At 71.6% G+C, this 17,713-nt stretch carries 15 protein-coding genes; 3 read left to right on the forward strand and 12 right to left on the reverse strand.

The features are described from left to right. Positions 1-17: 17 nt before the first annotated feature. The 8 genes from WME85_RS05720 to WME85_RS05755 all read right to left on the reverse strand — a co-directional run bounded on the left by WME85_RS05720 (position 18) and on the right by WME85_RS05755 (position 7,029). Positions 18-383, reverse strand: coding sequence for a hypothetical protein (locus tag WME85_RS05720; RefSeq protein ID WP_437835872.1), 366 nt, complete (start codon positions 381-383; stop codon positions 18-20). A gap of 55 nt (positions 384-438) precedes the next feature. Then, on the reverse strand, positions 439-1,461 hold the full coding sequence (locus WME85_RS05725; protein ID WP_437835874.1) for a lactonase family protein: 1,023 nt from the start codon (positions 1,459-1,461) through the stop codon (positions 439-441). A 109-nt stretch (positions 1,462-1,570) separates the two neighbouring features. Beyond that, positions 1,571-2,605: an SGNH/GDSL hydrolase family protein gene (locus WME85_RS05730; RefSeq protein ID WP_437835876.1), complete on the reverse strand. Its 1,035-nt coding sequence runs from the start codon at positions 2,603-2,605 to the stop codon at positions 1,571-1,573. A 276-nt stretch (positions 2,606-2,881) separates the two neighbouring features. After that, positions 2,882-3,517 carry a hypothetical protein gene (locus WME85_RS05735; protein WP_437835878.1) on the reverse strand — a complete coding sequence of 212 codons (636 nt, stop codon included), beginning with the start codon at positions 3,515-3,517 and terminating at the stop codon, positions 2,882-2,884. 190 nt (positions 3,518-3,707) lie between these two features. Further along, complete coding sequence (locus WME85_RS05740; RefSeq protein ID WP_437835880.1) at positions 3,708-4,472, reverse strand: zinc-dependent peptidase; 765 nt, start codon at positions 4,470-4,472, stop codon at positions 3,708-3,710. Between the two features lie 197 nt (positions 4,473-4,669). After that, positions 4,670-5,056, reverse strand: a complete 387-nt coding sequence (locus tag WME85_RS05745) for a hypothetical protein (RefSeq protein WP_437835882.1) — start codon at positions 5,054-5,056, stop codon at positions 4,670-4,672. Between the two features lie 193 nt (positions 5,057-5,249). Continuing rightward, positions 5,250-5,798, reverse strand: a complete 549-nt coding sequence (locus tag WME85_RS05750) for a cupin domain-containing protein (protein WP_437835884.1) — start codon at positions 5,796-5,798, stop codon at positions 5,250-5,252. A 241-nt stretch (positions 5,799-6,039) separates the two neighbouring features. After that, on the reverse strand, positions 6,040-7,029 hold the full coding sequence (locus WME85_RS05755) for an aldo/keto reductase (protein WP_437835886.1): 990 nt from the start codon (positions 7,027-7,029) through the stop codon (positions 6,040-6,042). A gap of 146 nt (positions 7,030-7,175) precedes the next feature. Between WME85_RS05755 and WME85_RS05760 the strand changes: the two genes are divergently transcribed. Together WME85_RS05760 and WME85_RS05765 are read left to right on the forward strand one after the other, a co-directional pair. Next, positions 7,176-8,081 (forward strand): LysR family transcriptional regulator, encoded by a 906-nt coding sequence (locus WME85_RS05760; RefSeq protein ID WP_437835888.1) that lies wholly within the window; start codon positions 7,176-7,178, stop codon positions 8,079-8,081. Positions 8,082-8,265: 184 nt separating this feature from the next. After that, the gene (locus WME85_RS05765; protein ID WP_437835890.1) at positions 8,266-11,772 is read left to right on the forward strand and encodes an AgmX/PglI C-terminal domain-containing protein; all 3,507 of its coding nucleotides are present in this window, start codon (positions 8,266-8,268) and stop codon (positions 11,770-11,772) included. Between the two features lie 99 nt (positions 11,773-11,871). On the opposite strand, the gene WME85_RS05770 is transcribed toward WME85_RS05765, so the two are convergent. Next, entirely contained in the window at positions 11,872-12,948 is a 1,077-nt protein-coding gene (locus WME85_RS05770) for a hypothetical protein (RefSeq protein WP_437835892.1), read from the reverse strand. Positions 12,949-13,047: 99 nt separating this feature from the next. Here WME85_RS05770 and WME85_RS05775 point away from each other — a divergent pair, with 99 nt between their 5' ends. Next, the gene (locus WME85_RS05775) at positions 13,048-13,641 is read left to right on the forward strand and encodes a TetR/AcrR family transcriptional regulator (protein WP_437835894.1); all 594 of its coding nucleotides are present in this window, start codon (positions 13,048-13,050) and stop codon (positions 13,639-13,641) included. Between the two features lie 19 nt (positions 13,642-13,660). Here WME85_RS05775 and WME85_RS05780 read toward each other — a convergent pair whose 3' ends face one another. From WME85_RS05780 to WME85_RS05790, 3 genes are all read right to left on the reverse strand, one after another. Next, positions 13,661-14,494 carry an endonuclease/exonuclease/phosphatase family protein gene (locus WME85_RS05780; RefSeq protein ID WP_437835896.1) on the reverse strand — a complete coding sequence of 278 codons (834 nt, stop codon included), beginning with the start codon at positions 14,492-14,494 and terminating at the stop codon, positions 13,661-13,663. A 5-nt stretch (positions 14,495-14,499) separates the two neighbouring features. Then, a complete protein-coding gene (locus tag WME85_RS05785) occupies positions 14,500-16,296 on the reverse strand; it encodes a hypothetical protein (protein WP_437835898.1) in 1,797 nt (598 codons plus the stop codon). A gap of 386 nt (positions 16,297-16,682) precedes the next feature. Further along, positions 16,683-17,261 carry a contractile injection system protein, VgrG/Pvc8 family gene (locus WME85_RS05790; protein WP_437835900.1) on the reverse strand — a complete coding sequence of 193 codons (579 nt, stop codon included), beginning with the start codon at positions 17,259-17,261 and terminating at the stop codon, positions 16,683-16,685. Between the last annotated feature and the right edge of the window lie 452 nt (positions 17,262-17,713).

Below are 17,713 nucleotides of genomic sequence, written 5' to 3' on the forward strand. Positions count from 1 at the left end.
GACGGGCGGGCCCCAGGCTACACGGCGACGAGCCCGGTAGCGCCCTGGGGCAGGCAGCCTACCGGCGGGCCCAGCGAGGTCAGCGCGCCGCTCGGCTCGATCCGGTAGCCGTGGAACATGGCCGGACCGGCGCCGGTGAAGGGCGGCACGCTGAACCCGTCAGGGCTCAGCACGTAGAGGAAGTCGTCGCCCATGCTCACGGCGCAATCGAGGATCGGGAAGCCGAGCGGCGGGTTCGGGGCGTGGCCGTTCCCGCCCGTCGGGTAGGACGCCCCGGGGGAGAGCGCGCCGTCGCCCGCCCGGTGGAACGTCTGGATGGCATTCGGGGTCGCGTTGGTCATCACGTAGACGGCGCGTCGATCGTCGTTTGCAGCGATATTCATGGCTCGATTCCTCGATGTGAGCGTTGTTGGAGGCGGTGGAATGGGCCCGTGAGGCTCAGAGCACGTCGATGCCGGCGGGGCTCCCGCCGGGGCCGAAGCGCTCTTCCGGCGCCCTGTCGCCGTCGACCGTCCTGGAGAGCCCGCCGTATTCGCCGATCTTGGTGAGGCTGCCGTCGTCCTCGATCCGCCAGGCGCCCACGCTGCCCGAACCCGGCAGGACGTCGTAGAGGAACCGGCCGTCGGGGCTGATGCCGAGATCGAGCGGCGTGGAGCCCTGCTGGCTCGCGCCGGGGGTACCCGCGCTCTCGTCGGTGAAGCCGGCCTGCTCGTCGAGCACCGTCAGGCTGCCATCGTCGCCGAGGCGGAAGCTCGAGATCGTGCCCGAGGTGTAATTCGCGGTGAACGCGAACTTCCCGTTGTTCTCGAGCCAGCACGGATCGAGCTGGCTCACCTTCGCGGTCCGCGTGATCGGCGTGAGCGTCCCGTCCGCGTTGATCTGAAACGATCCAGCCGCGCCGGCGAGGTCATCACCGCCCACGAACATGGCCGTGAGCAGGTGCCCGGCCGCGTCGAACGAGAACCCGAACGGGCCGTCGTTATCGAGGTCGGTCCGCGTGAAGGCCTGCGCGAGCTGGCCGTCATCGAGCACGTCGAACACGAGCACCCGGCTCGGTCCGGTCGGCGTCACGCCGTCGAGCAGGCCCGCGGCGGGCCCGTCCTTGATCGTGACGACGAGCTGCCCCCCGTCCGGAGTGAATGACACCTGCGCCGGGTTGAACAGCGTGTCCGGCGGGTCAACCTGGTTCGCGGCGAGCAGCCGTGTCGAGCCGGGGATCGGCGTGAGCTTCCCCTGGTCGCTGAGGCGGAAGCCGGTGACGCTCCCCTCGCCGGCGGCGTTCAGTGCATAGACGAGATCGCCGTGCTGGGTCACGCTGTTCGGGAAGCCCGGCCCGACGCCATCGCTGGTGGGCTGGATGTCGGAGAGCTCGAGGGTGTCCTTTCCGACCCGTAGCACGGAGAGCGAGTCGCTCCCGGCGTTCGTGACGAGGAGGAATGCCTGGTCCTGGCTGAGCACCATCGAATGGGACGAGCCGAGGCCGTCGCCGGCGAATCGCGCCGAGGGCCCGGAGCCCTGCCCGCCGGTGTCGACGTGATCGGCGAGCTCGAGCGATCGAGCGACCGCGCCGTCAGAGCAGAGGCTGCAACGCCGCGTACCACTGCCCGCCCAGCAGCACGTAGCCCTGGAGGTTGGGGTGCCACTGATCTTCGAGTAACGCGGTCTTGTTCGGATTGAAGGGCGTGTACATGTCGACGGAGAGGATGTGCCGGCCTGCGTCCGCGCGGGCCTTTACCACCCCCGGAATGGCGTCGTCGTAGGTCTTGATGCGCGCGCTGAGCGCGGCGTCGTCGCCCTTGCTCGCGTCGTCGCGCGACGGGATGGCCGAGGCCACCACGATGAGAACATCGGGGAGCTGCGCGTAGATGCTGTCAATCAACGCGCCCAGGCGTCCGGGCGCGTTGGGCATGTCGTAATTGTCGATCGCGTCGTTGGTTCCGATCATCAAGAGCACGATGTCGGGCTTGTATTGCGGCATGACGGTCGACACCAGCGTCGAGATGCCGCTCCTTCCGCCGGCGGGGGCGATCGTCCAGCCGCTGTGGCCCTCGTGGTTGTGCGGGAACGGCACGCCGTCAACGGTGTTCGGTCCGTTCGATCCCGAACCGACGAACGTGATGTTCTTGCCCGCCGCGTGCGCGAGCCGGAACAGCTCGACGCGATAGCCGCCCGGCGTGTCCCCGTTGTATCCGTCGGTGATAGAGTCGCCGAACGGCATGATCTTGCACGCCGTACCGTCGGTCGGGCAGGGCCGGTAGGTCGAGCCCGCGCCGCCGCCGGCGCCACCCTGCGCGCCCGAATCGCCGCCGCTACCGCCGGCCCCCGCGCCGCCGCCACCCCCGCCACCGCCCGTCCCCGCGGGCGATCCACCTGTGCCCGCCGCGGAGGTCGTTCCGCCGGTGCCCGCGGCAGCGCCGCCCGTGCCGCCGTGGGCGCTCGTTCCGCCTGCGCCCGCTTCGCCCACTCCGCCTGCGCCCGCGCCGCTGGCGCCCGCGCCGCCGCCGCTGCAGCCGAGGGCGATGACGACGAGCCCGGCCAAGACCGGCCAAGATGTGATCGGCTTCATGCCGGAGGATGGTAACGCCGAAGGCTGCGGCGTTGTCAACTGAAACGACCGCAATCGGAATCGCGAAGCGACTCACCTGTCATGGACTCTCTGTCGCGCCTCGAGAGCAGGAGAGCCAACGACAGCACATGACTTCTTCGGCTTCAAGCACCGCTGGCGGCGGCGCCGATCGGGTCGATGGATGCCGAGCATGAAGACACGCAAGGCGCGCCTCCGACGGGCCATCACGGCCGTCGTCGACTTTCGCCGACGCGCCATCGTGCGCACCTGAACTGGAGGCGGTTTCGAGAGGCCTCAGGGGCCGGCGGCAGGGCGTCAGTCGACGCTGACGGTCGTCACGGCGGTCCAGTCGTTGCGGCCGTCGGCGGAGACGAAGTGGAAGCGGAGCGCGTCCTCGTGGCGGGCGGTCGAGATGACTGCCGCCGAGGCGCCCACGAAGTCGTCGTCGCGGCACGTGTCGCGGAGGTCGCCGCGCTCGTCGAGCACGCCGACGCGGGCGGGCGTCGCGTGCTCGCGCAGGTACGGGGCGGCGATGAGCTCGGCCGGGGTGGACGGGGAGGGGACGGGCGCCTCGAGGTCCCAGAGGCGAAGGTGCTTTGCGTCGGCGAGGTGGGCGTAGAGCCGCTCGACCTCCTTGCCTGTGTCCTCCTCGACGGCGAGGGCGAGCAGGAGGATCTGGTCGTCCTCGCGGGCGCGGGCGCGGGCGCTGAACGCGACGGGCGCGCGGAGGGCGAGCACGGCGGGGAAGCGGCCCTGGGGCTGGCTGAAACGGACGAGGGTGCGGCCGAGGGGGCGAGGGGGCGTGAGGCCGGCCGGGGCGCCCGGATCCGCGGGGAAGAGGAGGTAGGCGGCGATGAGGAGGACGGGCTCTGGCGCGCCGCGGAGGAGGCCGTCGTGGCCGGAGGCGAGCTCGAGGGCGGTGAGGTTGAGGCGGAGGCGGAAGGAGCGCACGCGCCGCGCGGCCGGCGCCGAGGGAGCAGAGGAAGCGGGGCGCGCCGCGGAGGACGCGCCGCCCTTGCGGGACCTGGCTTTGCGCTTTCGGGACATCGAAGGGGGCAGGGAGATACCATGACTGGCGGCGGCCGGGCGATCAGCCCCGCGCCCCCCGCGCCCCCCGCGGCGACGGCGCCCGGCGGGGCCGCTACCGGGCGGCCGGGTCCTGGCGGTAGAACGCCTTCAGCTGATCGTAGAGCTCCGGGTGCTTCGCCTTGAGCTTGCGTGGCTTCTCGAAGAAGGCCTCGGTGACGACGGCGAAGAACTCGGCCGGGTTCGTCGCGCCGTAGGGGTCGATGACCGTGCGCTTGAGGCTCGCCTCGTCGCGCAGGAGGCGCTCGTACTCGCGGCCGAGGATGCGCGCCCACGCCGCGTACATCGACCGCTCGGGCAGCTCGGGCGCGCCGTCGGCGGGGCCGTCTTCCTGGTCGAGCTGGTGCGCGAACTCGTGCAGCACGAGGTTGTGCCCGTCGCTCACGTCCGCGGCGCCCGCGAGCACGCCGTCCCACGCGAGCACGACCGCGCCGCGCGACCACGACTCCCCGAGCCGCGCGCGGCCGCCCTCGACCACGACGCCGCCCTCGCGCACCTCCTGGCCGCGGGCCACGTAGGTGCTCGGGTAGACGAGGACGACCTCGAGCTCGGGGTAGTAGTCGGTCTCGCGGTGCAGCAGGAGAAGGCACGCCTGCGCCGCCACCGTGACCCGGATCTCGTCGGTGATCTCCAGGCCGCCGCACCCCTCGAACGGCTTCTCGGCCAGGAAGACCTGGATATGCCCGAGCAGCTCCTCCTGGTCCTCGGCCGGGAGGCGGCCGAAGGCGGGCACGTTGCGATCGAGGACCGCGCGCCACGCCGCCGGAAAGGGCGCGCGGCGGACGGCGGCGCGCCGCCGCTTCCTGAGAAAGGCCAGCATCGACGCCAGCGTACGCGATCGCGCGGCCCTGTCCCAGGCCGCGCGTCAGAGCGCCGCGCGCGAGGCACACGCGCTCTCCCTCTGTACGAAGATGCCTGTGGATCGAGGCGGGCCTCAGGGCGTGGAGCTGAGGCATTCCCTCGAATTCTTCGGAAAAGTCACAGGGAGGCGGGGAGGCGGGGAGACGGGGAAGAAATCTACGAGATACTCCCTGTCTCCCCGCCTCCCTGTTCAATTTCTCCGCTGAAAAGGGCTGCGAGATGAGGGGACTTCCTCAGGGCGGGGCGGGCTTCCTGGCGCTGATGAGCGAGTATCCCGCGTACGCCGGCGTGACAGACACGTCGGTGAACCCGTTCGTCCGGCAGCTCCGCCTGCGCCCACTCGTCCGTGATGACGTTGCCATTGCCCCACGCGATGGCCCCGTCCCGTCGCAAGCTCTCCACGAGGGCGCGGTCCGAGAGGGGAATCTGGCAGAGCATGCGCAGCATGGGGACCCAGTAGAACGGCTTCGTCGGGAGCAAGAAGTTGCGGGATACCTCGGTGAGGTGGAACTTGCCTTGCAGCCGCGCCAGGGTAGTGCTCAAAATTGAACATGAAGGCGGGAAGGCGGGAAGAAAAGATCAATGATCTTCCCGTCTTCCCGCCTTCATGTGAACTCTCTCCGGCCAGATTTGAGCACTACCCGCCGCGTCGGGGCCGGAGCGCTCGAGGACGAGCCACGGGCCGAGGGGGCGGGGCGCGCCGCGCGCTGCGCGCAGCGTAGAAGCGCGACAGGCTTCATGAAGAGGAGGACGATGATGGTGATGAAGAGGAAGACGCTTGATCGCCGCCCGTCGCTTCGCCATCCCAGTAGGGTCTGACCTGCGACTTGTCATAGATCTCGTCGACCGAGCGCACGAGGATCTTGTTCGAGTCGGTGTAGACGCAGACCTCATCGGGCTTGCGCTCGCCGATCACGAGGAAGCGGCACGGCGCGTCGCTGGTGTTGACGAGGCAGTGGCCGGCCTTCTGGCGCGCCGGAAAGCAGACGTAATCCCCGGCCGACACCTCGATCGTCTCCTCGGCGAGCCGCAGCGTGGCACGCCCCTCCAGGATGAGGATGTGCTCTTCCTCCAGCAGGTGATAGTGCGCGGGCGTGGACTGCTTCGCGGGCGGGAGCTCCTCGATCAGCACGCCGACGTGGTAGCCGTCGCCGACCGCCGCCCTGGTCAGGTGCCGAAAGCGGCTGCCGAAGCGCGAGCCCTCCGACCACTCCTCCCAGGCTACGCTCTCGACGGCGATCGGCTTGCGGATCGGCGGATCAGCCTTGGGATCCTTGCTTGACATGGCGGGTCTCCTTGCCCTTGTGCGCGTCCACGGCGCGAGCCTCTGTGGGCTCATCGTACGTCGGCGCGAGCCCGCGGGCGAGGCGATTCGCGCCTCGCATCCTCGGGTCGTCTCGCTCACTCCTTGGCAGGCTCGAACCGGTATTGTTACCTTCTCCAGCCAGTCGACGCTCTTGCCATTCAGCGATCCCTGGATCGCGATGTGGGCCCTCGCCGCGGTCGGCGCTGACGCCCCGCCTTGCTCAGAGGCCGGTCCTCCTCTCCAGGTGCTCGGGATAGCGAGCCCCGTGCACCGTGATCCGCGAGGCGGCGCCCTCGATCTCACGCAGATCGTCGGTCGTCAGCTCGACGCTGTCGGCTCCGATGTTCTCCTCCAGGCGGTGCAGCTTCGTTGTGCCGGGGATCGGCACCATCCACAGCTTCTGCGCCAGGATCCACGCGAGAGCGATCTGCGCAGGGGTCGCCCTCTTCCGTTCCGCGACCTGGCCGAGCAGCGCGACAAGGGCCTGGTTCGCCTTCATCGCCTCCGGCGTGAATCGGGGGATGATGTTGCGGATGTCGGAGCTGGCGAAGGTGGCGTTTTCGTTGATCTTGCCCGTCAGGAAGCCCTTGCCCAGAGGGCTGAACGGGACGAACCCGATGCCGAGCTCCTCGAGGGTCGGCAGCACCTCCGCTTCGGGCCCCCTCGTCCACAGCGAGTATTCGCTCTGGAGCGCCGTGACCGGCTGGACCGCGTGGGCGCGGCGGATCGTCTTCACGCCAGCCTCGGAGAGGCCGAAGTGCTTTACCTTACCCTCCTGGATCAGCTCCTTCACCGCGCCCGCGACGTCCTCGATCGGCACGTCGGTGTCGACACGGTGCTGGTAGAACAGGTCGATGGCGTCGATCCGAAGCCGCTTCAGCGAGGCCTCGGCCACCTGCTTGATGTGCTCGGGCCGGCTGTTCATGCCAGCCTGCTTTCCGCTGGAGTCGAGCTGGAACCCGAACTTGGTGGCGATCACCACTCGCCCGCGGAAGGGCGCGAGGGCTTCGCCAACGAGCTCTTCATTCGTGAACGGGCCGTAGACCTCGGCGGTGTCGAAGAAGGTGACGCCCCGCTCGACGGCCGCTCGGATCAGCGAGATCGCCTCCTGCCTGTCCGTGGGCGGGCCGTAGCCGAAGCTCAGCCCCATGCAGCCGAGGCCGATGGCCGAGACTTCCAGATTGCTGTTACCGAGTTTGCGCTTCTGCATTGCCTCTTCTCCTCGTGGGCTCGGGCCGTCGCGCCCCGTGCACGAGGAACCTACGCCCCGGTCCCGCGGGCGAGTAGGCGTGATGGGGCCAACGGGCTGTTAAGCCCTGCTTGACAATCCAGGGCGATCGGGGGCGGATCCAGCGCATGAACACGGCGCCGTTCCCGCAGCTCCAGGCGTTCCTCGTCGTGGCGCGCCTGCGCAGCTTCAGCGGCGCGGCGCGCGAGCTCGGCGTCTCCCGGTCCGCGGTCAGCCAGGCCGTGCGGCAGCTCGAGGAGCAGCTGCGCGTGGTGCTGCTGGCCCGCACGACGCGCAGCGTGTCGCTCACGGATGCAGGGAGGCGGCTCGTGGAGGGCGCCGGCCCGGCGATGAGACAGGCGCTCGCGGCCCTCACCGAGGTGTCCGCCGAGCCGGGAGAGGTGGTGGGCCGGGTCCGGCTGTCGGTGCCGCGGGCGGCGGTGCCCTTCGTCATCGCCCCGGTGGTCCCCACCTTTCGCGCGCGTCACCCGCGGGTCGAGGTCGAGGTCGTCGTCGAGGAGCGCTTCGTCGACCTCGTGGCGGAGGGCTATGACGCGGGCGTGCGGCTGAGCGAGGCCATCGAGCGCGACATGGTGCAGGTGCGGCTCACCGACGCATTCCGCTTCGTGGTGGTGGGCGCGCCCGCCTACCTCGCGCGGCACGGCGCGCCCCAGCGCCCCGAGGATCTGCTGCGCCACGAGTGCCTCGCCTTCCGCATGCACTCCACCGGGGCGCTCTACGCGTGGGAGCTCGAGCGGGGCCGCAGGACCTGGCGCGTGCCGGTCCGCGGAGGCGTGGTCACCAACGACACCCAGCTGAGCGTGTTGATGGCGGAGGAAGGAGTGGGGCTGGCGTACGCCTTCGAGCCGATGGTGATGGAGCAGCTGCGCAGCGGGCGGCTGCAGCGGGTGCTCGAGCCCTACGCGCCCAGGGTCCCTGGCTACTTCCTCTACTACCCCAGCCGGGCGCAGAGCTCCCCGGCGCTGCGCCTCTTCGTGGGCGTGGCCAGGGAGCTGCTCGCGCACGCGAGGTGACCGCGACGGGGGCCGCTCGCGGCCTCCGGGGCGGCGATCCGGGACCAGCAGTACCTGGCGCGGACCCGGGCGGAGCGATCCGAGGCGGGAACCTCCGGCCCGCACCGCTGTCGATCGTCCTGCCCACCGCCGGCGGGCCTGCGCCATGCAGGCTCGGCCCGCCGCACCCTTACCGGAGGCCCCCGTGCGAAGAGCCCTCCTTCGCGGCCGCGCTGCGCTCGCCGCGATCGTCGCCCTCGTCCCCGCGCTCTCGAGCTGCGCCGACAGCCCCCCGCCCGACACACCCAGCTCGCTCTCGCGCCGGCCCGAGCCCGCCGCGCCTGCCCGCGCCGTCGCGGCGCGCCGCCCCGGCCCCGAGGTCGCGCCGATCCGGCTCACCGCCGCGGATGGCACCGGGCTGCGCCTCGTCGCGCTCACCGGCCGCGCGGTGATCGAGGCGCCGCTCGCGCTCACCGAGCTGCACCTCACCTTCGAGAACCCCGAGGATCGCGTGCTCGAGGGCACCTTCAGGGTCACCCTGCCGCGCGGCGCGAGCCTCGGCCGCCTCGCGATGAAGATCGGCCAGCGCTGGCAGGAAGGCGAGGTGGTGGAGGCCCGCGCCGCGCGCGCGGCGTACGAGGACTTCCTCCATCGCAAGCAGGACCCGGCGCTGCTCGAGCAGGCGGCGGGCAACGAGGTGAGCGCCCGGGTCTTCCCCATCCCGGCGCGCGGCGTGAAGGAGATCGTCCTCTCGTACTCCCAGGAGCTCGGCCCGGATACGCCCTTCACCGTCCCCCTGCGCGGCCTGCCCGCGGTGAGCCGCCTCGACCTCGAGGCAACCGTCGCCGGCGCCGCCGCGCCGGTCCACGCGCTGCACCGGAGGGACGCGGCGCCCGACGCCGATTTCGTGGTCGATCCCGCGACGCTCGGGCCGACGGAGGCGCAGGGCGGCCTGCGCAGCGGCGAGCTCGTGCTCGCCCGCGTGAACGCGCCCTTCGACGGGCACGCCCGGCCCGATCCGCTCGCCTCCGCGGTGATCCTCGTGGACACCAGCGCCTCGCGCGCGCTCGGGCTCGAGGACCAGCTCGGGCTGCTCGCGGCGGTCGCGCAGGCGGTCGCGCGGGCAGGCGGCCCGGGCGCGCCGCTCACCGTCGCCTGCTACGACCAGACCGTCACCGCCGTCTTCGACGGCGCGGCCTCGGCGTTCGGCGCGGCGGAGATCGAGCGCATCCGCGCGCGGCGGGCGCTCGGCGCCTCGGACCTCGGGCGCGCGCTCCGCTGGGCCGGCGAGCGCGCGCGCGCCCGCGGGCAGCGGCGCGTGGTGCTGCTCTCCGACGGCATCGCGACCGCGGGCGAGGTCGCGCCGGGCGCCCTGCGCGGCGCCGCGGCGGCGCTGCGGGACGCGGGGGTCGAGCGGCTCGACGCCGTCGCGCTCGGCGGCATCCGCGACGAGGCCGCGCTCCGGCAGCTCGTCACGGCGGGCCTGCCGCGCGACGGCGCCGTGATCGACGGCGCGCGCGGCCTCGCCGACGTCGAGCGGCGCCTCGCCTCGGCCACCCGCTCGGGGATCGCGGTGGACGTCGAGGGCGCGCGCTGGGTCTGGCCCCGCGCGCTGCACGGCGTGCAGCCCGGCGACGAGGCGCTCGTCTACGCCGAGGTGCCGGCCGAGCTGCCGGTCCGGATCACGGTCGACGGCCGCACCACCGCGCCCGATCTGCGCGGCGTGGAGCGCCCGCTGCTCGAGCGCGCCGCGGCCCGGGCGAAGATCGACGACCTCCTCGCCCGGGAGGCCACGGGCGGCGACCAGGACGCTGTCCGCAAGCAGATCGTCGGCCTCTCTGTCGCGCACCGGGTGCTGAGCCCGTACACCGCGCTGCTCGTGCTGGAGACCGAGGGCGACTACGCGCGCTTCGACATCCCCCGGCGCGGCCTCTCCGACATCCTCGCCGTGGAGGGCGGCCGTGTCGCCGTGCGCAAGCGGTCGTGGCCGCCGGCCGAGAAGCCGTGGGGCGCCGGCGTCGCCGGCCCGCGCGCCGGCGTCGCCGGCCCGAGCGCCGACGCCTCCCCCGCCGCGAGCGCGGCGGGCGAGGGCGCGGCCCTGCGCTCGCCCCCCGCGCCGCCGGCGCCTCCTGCCGGCGCGCTCACCGAACACTCCTTCGAAGACTCCTTCGGCGCGGGCGGTCTCGGGCTCTCGGGCGTCGGCGAGGGCGGCGGCGGCCGCGCCGAGGGCATCGGCCTCGGCTCGATCGGGACGGTCGGCCACGGCAGCGCGGCCGCCGCGCCCGCGCCGAGCGCCGGCGTCGCCGGCCCAAGCGCGGGCAGCGGCCAGGGCTTCGGCGGCGGCCACGGCCGCCTCGGCGGAAACCACAGCGGGGCCGCGGCGCCCTCGATCCGCAGGGGCGCCACCCAGGTGAGCGGCCGCTTTCCGCCGGAGGTCATCCAGCGCATCGTCCGCCAGAGCTTCGGCCGCTTCCGCCTCTGCTACGAGGAAGGGCTCCGGCGGGATGCGAGCTTGCAGGGCCGTGTCGCCGTGTACTTCACCATCGATCCGAGCGGCGCTGTCGCGAACGCGCGCGACGGCGGCTCGGATCTGCCCGACGGGGCCGTGGTCTCCTGCGTGGTACGCGCCTTCAACGCGCTGAGCTTCCCCGCGCCCGAGGGCGGCAGCGTCAACGTGGTGTACCCGCTCCAGTTCGCGCCGCCAGGTATCGCGGCCGCGCCGGCCGCGCCGGCCGCGCGCGACGCCGACGCGGCGCCGCCGCCGGAGCCGCCGCCGGAGTCGCCGCCGGAGCCGTATACCGGCCGCTTCAAGCTGATCCACGACCTCCTCGCCCGGGGGGACGCGCCGGCCGCCGTGCGCGACGCGTGGGCCTGGCGCGCCGAGGACCCCGGCGACGTGCTCGCGCTCGTCGCGCTCGGCGAGGCGCTCGAGTCCGCTGGCGATGTGGTGGGCGCCGCCCGCGCGTACGGCTCGCTCCTCGACCTGTTCCCGGCGCGCGCGGACCTCCGCCGCTTCGCGGGCGGGCGCCTCGAGCACCTCGCGGGCGGCGCGGGGCTCGAGCTGGCGATCGACACCTACGAGAAGGCGCGCGAGCAGCGCCCCGACCACCCGTCGAGCCACCGCCTGCTCGCGTTCGCCCGCCTCAAGCGGGGCGAGCACGCCGCCGCCTTCGACTCTCTCGCGGCGGGCCTCGAGCGCCGCTATCCGCCGGGGCGCTTCGCCGGCGTGGAGAGCATCCTGCGCGAGGACCTCGGCCTCGTCGCCGCGGCGTGGATCAAGGCGGAGCCGGCGCGCCGGGCGCACGTCCTGGCGCGGCTCGCGAAGGCCGGGGCCGCGCTCGAAGGCGCTCCCTCGCTCCGCTTCGTGCTGAGCTGGGAGACCGACGCCAACGACGTCGACTTCCACATCCGGGACGACCGCGGCGGCCACGCGTATTACTCACAGCCGACGCTGCCGGGCGGCGGGCGCCTCTATGCCGACGTCACCACCGGCTACGGGCCCGAGTGCTTCACCATCCGCGCCCCCCGGGAGCGGCGGGCCAGCCGGTACACGCTGCAGGCGCATTACTATGCGCGCGGGCCGATGGGCTACGGCATGGGCAAGCTGCAGATCGTCGATCACGACGGCAAGGGCGGCCTGAGCTTCGAGGAGCGGCCCTTCGTGGTCATGACCGACCAGGCCTTCGTGGATCTCGGCGCGGTCACGCGCTGACGCGGCGAGGAGATCACGGCGCCGGACGGACGTGCGACGGATCAGGCCCCTCGACGGCTGGCGAGCACCACCGTGTTCATCGCCTCGCGCGCTGGCCCGTCAGTCGGACGTCGCGGCCTTGTCGGCCGCGCCGGCGCTCGAGGAGCTGGCGCTGGTCGAGCTCCGCCGGCCGCAGTGGCCGGCGAGCATCGAGAACGCCTCCTTGGGCTCCCAGGTGCCGTCCTTGCGCACCCTGACGACGCCGGTGCTGGCCAGGTCGAGGTCCTTGCGCGGGTCGTCCGGGTCGTGCGGCAGGACGTAGGCGGCGAAGACGTGTACGAACGCGGCGTCGACGCCCTCGGCATCGAAGATCTCGAGCAGCTCGCGCAGGGTGCTCGCCTGCTCGGCCTCGTCGCGCACGTGCTCGCCCTTCAGGCCGAGCGGCGTCGCGGTCGCCTCGTCCCACACGACGACGTCGCCGCCGCGCGGGCCGGCGTCGGCCGCGCCCCTGTACGTCGCGCAGCCGAACTCGGTGATCGCGACGGGCTTGCCCAGCGCTCTTCCCCGCGCGACGAAGGCGCGGATGAGCTCGGGGAACCGGTCGGCGACCTGCGCGTACCGGTAGCCGGCGTCGGTGCTGATGCAGTCGAACGGCGTCCAGTCGACGCCCTCGAACGGGAGCGAGGCGTAGCTGACCTTGCCGCCGAACCGCGCGCGGACCACCGCGACGGCCCTGGCGAGGAGCTCGTTCACGCGGGCCGGGAGCGCGGCGAGCAGCTCGCGGAGCCGGGGCCCCTGCTCGGCGAGCACCTTGCTCCGGTCGAGGAACGTCTCGCCGGGCAGGAAGCCCTTGTTCATCAGGCTGAGCTCCGAGCCGGTGACGATCACGACCTCGGCCCCCGCGCGGCGGAGCCGCTCGCCGTGGTCGGCGCACTCCGCCAGCAGCGCGAGCAGCTCGTCGCCGGTCAGGTCCGTGGTGAACGGGCAGATCCACGTCTCCAGGCCCGCCGCGGCGGCGTGGGTGGCGGCGACCTTCAGCCGGTCCACGTCGCCGCCCGTGATGCGGACCGCGGCGCAGCGCAGGTCGTCGCGGATGACCCGCATGTCCCGCTTCACCCGCTCGGGGTCGAACGGCTCGTGGGTGCTGTTGCCCTTGTTGAGAAAGCCGGTGTCGTAGCAAATGCCGTAGACTCGCATGGGTCGGCGCCGCTCCGGTTAAGGTACTGACCGTACCTTAATCTGTCTCGGCGCGCGTGCAATGTCATTTGAGTTGCGTACTGGAAGGCGGGTGACGGCGTGGTGGGCGAGCGGCGGCGTGGCGTGGTCCTGGAGCAGGCGATCCTGCGCGCCGCGGCCGAGGAGCTCGCCGAGGTCGGCTTCCCCGGGCTGACCATGGACCGGGTCGCGCAGCGCGCGGGGACCAACAAGAACGCGATCTACCGTCGGTGGCCGAGCCGGGCGTTGCTCGCCGTCGCCGCGTACCGGGAGTTCGCGGCCAGCAGCGTGGAGCTGCCCGACACCGGCTCGCTGCGCGCCGACGTGCTCGAGCTGCTGCGGGGGGCGAACCGGCAGTGGTCCTCGCCGCTGGGCGACGTGCTCCGCGGCCTGCTGGCAGGGCTCGGCGACGAGCCCGAGCTGCTGAAGCAGCTGCAGGAAGCGTCGAACGACGGCGGCAGCGCGCTGTGGCTCGCGGTCCTCGGCCGCGCCGTCGCGCGCGGCGAGGCGAGGCCCGAGGCCCTGCACCCCCGCGTCGCGACGGTGGCCGTCGTCCTGCTGCGCAACGAGTTCATCACCCGCGGCGCGCCGAGCGTGCCGGACAGCGTGCTCGTCGAGATCGTCGACGAGGTCTACCTCCCGCTGATCCGCGGCCGCGGCGCCCCGCCGGGTTAGCCAGCACCTCGTCGCCCGTTCACCTCGCCTGGAACACGATGCGCAGCGGCAGGTGGTCCGAGCCCGTGGTCCTCTCTGGACGACGCGTCGGCGCTGGCGAGCAGAGCTCCGCCTTGCCGGTGTGCTCGATCAACCACACCTGCTGCTCGCCGGGCAGCGCCAGGTCCGGCGACATGAGCGCTTGATCCGGGAGGAACCAGGGCCCTTCGTCATCGGGGGAGGGCTGCCTGAAGAAGGTCCCTTGGGGTGAACCGGGCTTCCCGAGGAGCGCCCACGTGGGATTGAACAGAGGGAAGTTGTACGGGTCGTGCAGCAGCGCGTTCTCTTCGGCCGACGGGAGCGTCCGGCTCGCATAGAGCCCGCTGCGCCTCACCATGGCGTCGTCATAGGGCGGCAGGTTGAAGTCGCCGACCAGGAGCTCGCTCCTGCCCAGACCTCTCTTCCTGACCGCGATGAGCGCGTCCCGGAAATCGCTCTGTACGAGGGTGCGGCGCGCGGCGAGGTCCTTCCAGACGACGGGCAGGTGCACGTTCCAGAGCGAGAGCCGGAGCCTCCCGGTGCTGGAATAGGCCTTGACGACGAGCGCTCGCCCCTTCACCTCGTCGTGGTCCGCGACGACCTGCCAGCGCGACTCCAGGAGGCCGGTCACGATGCCCATCGGCCCCTCGACGAGCCGGTACCAGGGGTGGAGGAAGCGCAGGGAGCGGAGGTCGAGCGGCGCCTCCTGCAACGACAGGATGCCTGGAGAGTACTCGCCCACCATGGCCTCCAGCGCCTCGATCCGCGCGCGCCTCCGGTAGGGGTTCGACTCCTTGCAGACCCCCATGTTCCATTGCAGGACGGTCTCTCGCATCGGGCTCACGCGGTCTCGCGCGGCGCGACGAACATCAGCCGTTGTATCCGGTCGTTGGTCTTCTCGGCGTACCCCACCTGTCTCAGGAAGTCGGCGACATCCGGGAACTCGCTCTCTTCTTCCCCCTCCTTCCAGCCGCGGACGACGATCCCCCCCTTCGGGCTCGTCTTGACGGAGAACAGCACCGCCTCGAGCGCGGGGAGCTGCGCCGACTGAAGGACGAAATCGAACTCGCCCTCGCTGATGTCCCCCGAGCGCTGCGGGAGGATCGGCCTGACGAGCGCCACGACGCGGCCCTGGGTCCTCTCCTTGAGCACCCCGGCGAACGTGGCGATCAAGCCGATGTCTCCGCTGGAAGGCACCGAAGGAGAACGGAACGTGGGCGGCCACAGGCTGCGTGCGAGCTCGAGAGCGCTGTTCTTCTGGGTGATGACGACGAAGCGCTCAGGCGGCTCGCCGCCCCCCTTGGCGGGCGAGGACGACAAATAGGCAGGCTGATAGAAGGCGGAGGCTCCCTGCCGGGTCCACCCGGAGATCGGCCCTTTGTAGTCGACCGCCGCTGCCACGAGCGCCACCAGCACCGCGCGAAGGCACGCCGGGCGCTCGTCGTCCTTCCGCTGAGCGTGCTCGTCGTCGCCCCCCTCGAAGAGCTCTCGTTCGACCGACATGACCGCGTCGCGCAGGGCGCCGTCGAGCGAGAGGTGCTTGCTGGACGCGGCCATGTCGATGAGGGAGCTCGGCCGCGGGAGTCCGGCCCGGCTCACCGCGGCGACGAGCTCGGTGTTTCCCCCGCCCCGCGTCACCTCGTCGATTGGCTGTCCTTGCTGCGAGACCCGCTCGTTCAAGCGGTCGAGGTCTCCTGCCAGGGAGGCGTCCTCCCGGATCACGAGCCGCGCCGCCGCCTGCGCCCCGAGCAGCCTCTTCAGCGCGAGGCTGCGCGCGGAGGGCTCCACGAGCGCCTCGACGGCGTAGCTGAGCGCGGTGACGAGCTCAACCGTTGCGCGCGGGGTGCCGCCGCCGTCGAGGCGGGCTGACAGGGCTCTGAAGAGCGGCAGGGCAGGGAGGCGGGTCGCCGTCGGCTCCGGCACGGCAGGGTCGATGCGATAACGTCCCGTGTGCGGGGCGCCGAACCCGCTCCCGAGACACCCCACGACGTTTCCTTCCTCGTCGAGGCCGTAGAGCGCGCTCACGGTGAACGGTCGCCCGAAGCAGAACGCGAGGCACATCATCTCTCGACGGACGGCGTCGAGCGCGATCGCGCTGCGCTTCGCGTCGATCGCGAGGCGCCAGCCGCGCTCACCGTCATGACTGCTGTCCACGAGGTAGTAGACAGTGTGCTTCCCCTCCAGGCGGAAATGGTTGCTCGAGCTCGGGGGCTTCGCTTCGAAGCTCATGTTTCCGCCGGAGCGGGGCAGATCGCCGTCGACGACCCCCGCCCAGAGCACGGCAGGCTTCGTCGGGCTTTGAATCGACCAGTCCTCGCACACGATCTTGAACCACAGCTCGTGCGCCTGTCCTGTATCCCCGAACCTCCGTATCGAGGCCGCGCCGGTCGCGGCGCGCGCGACCAGCACCGATCCGTCGCTGCACGTGCCCCGGAGGCCGCGGCGGCTCAGCGCTTCGATCTCGCCCGGGTCGAGCGACCCGTCCTGCTCTCGGATGCGGCACTCGATGATCAGGGCGCCCTCGTCCACGACGAGCTTCATCGCGGAGGCGGCGATGGCGGCGCCGCCCCACTCGAGCGACTCGAGCCGCATCGGCAGCGGCGGCGGCGAGAAGCCGCACGCCAGATGGTAGAGCACCGAGGCTACATCTCCCTCGATAGGGCTCTCCGCGCTCATGCGCACCCTGAGGAGAGGGCGGGCGGCCGCCGGGATCCAGCGGGACGCCGGGGGGCAGCCGGAAGCTCACGCGAATTTCGTTGACAGTAGAAAAATTCCAGTCCCGTTGCGCTTTGCCCTTCGTGGCACAGCGCGCAGCGGGATGGACAGTTCGGAACCTGGCAGGGACTCGCCGAGGGCCAAGCCGTACCGGAGCTCGATGCCATGTGGCCCACAGTACACCAAACGGCCTGGGCAGGGTATCCCGCGGAAGGCACGCCCGTCACCTGCGGCCGCGGGAGCGGCGCCACGGCGGCCGGGGTGCCGCGATGCCCGGCCGGGCGCTCGGTCGGGCCGGGAGGGCCCGACTACGTCCTGTCCGAGATGATCAGGCAGTCGCGTTCGTGGTGCTCGAAGGAGAGCTGGAGTCCCGCGCGGTCGCAGAGCTGGACCAGGTAATCGAGATCGTTGCTGCTCTCGGCGAGGCTCTCTGTCCGTCGAGGCTTGCTTCGTCGCCGGAGCGCGAACACGAAGTCCTTGTCCTCGCTGAACCCGTGAGCCTTGAGCTTCTGCGACAGGATCTCCTGCACGGAGAGGTCGCGCGGAGCGCCGGAGAGAGGCGTGGGAGGGCGCGTCTTCATCCTCCAGATGCGCGGCCTGATGGTGACGTGAAACACCACATCGTTGTACCGCGCGTCTTTATGCTCCACGACGTCGGTGATCACGCCATGAACAGGCTTCTCCGCCCCGCCCGACGTGCGAACCACGGTGGCCTGGCTGTTCAAGAGCTTCCGGGCGTCCAGGCGCGTCTCCCCGGGGACCGCGAACCTGGCGTCGATACGGAAGAGCGGATTCCCGTCTTCTAGATGGTCGCAGCCAAGGAGGAACGGCTCTTCCTTCAGCTCGGACAACGCGGAAAGGACCAGGCGGTCGGGGCTGTGAACCATCTGGGCTACCTGATCTCCTCGTGAGCGGCAGGAGATGTGGAACTCTCGCGGACGCTACCAGGACACCGGGACCTGTCAAGCTGGTACGCCCTCTGGAGGGAGCTCGAGGGCGAGCGCCAAGGTGCATTGGTAGAAAGACCGATAATTTGCCACGGGGAGAAATTTTATTTTTTAGCGTCGAGGAGAGAATATTCGCGTTGTCGCGGGAATGCTCGCTGCCGGCAAGGGCAGCCGGCGTCGTCGATCGCTCGGGTGGTGGTCTGTCACGACTGGGGAGCGCTCGGCGTCGGGGGGCCGCGCTCATCAGGACGGCCGAAACGCCTGAAGCTCCTTCAGTGTAAGGGCGGCGGACGTCTTTCGCCACCCACCCACCTTGCGAGCCTGGGCTTCCAGACAACCGAATCGCCTCGACCGGCCCGACGCGGACCTGTGCCGCCCGCGAGCGCAGCGCG

The organism is Sorangium sp. So ce1153 (genome assembly GCF_051521595.1).
Lineage (GTDB): Bacteria > Myxococcota_A > Polyangia > Polyangiales > Polyangiaceae > Sorangium.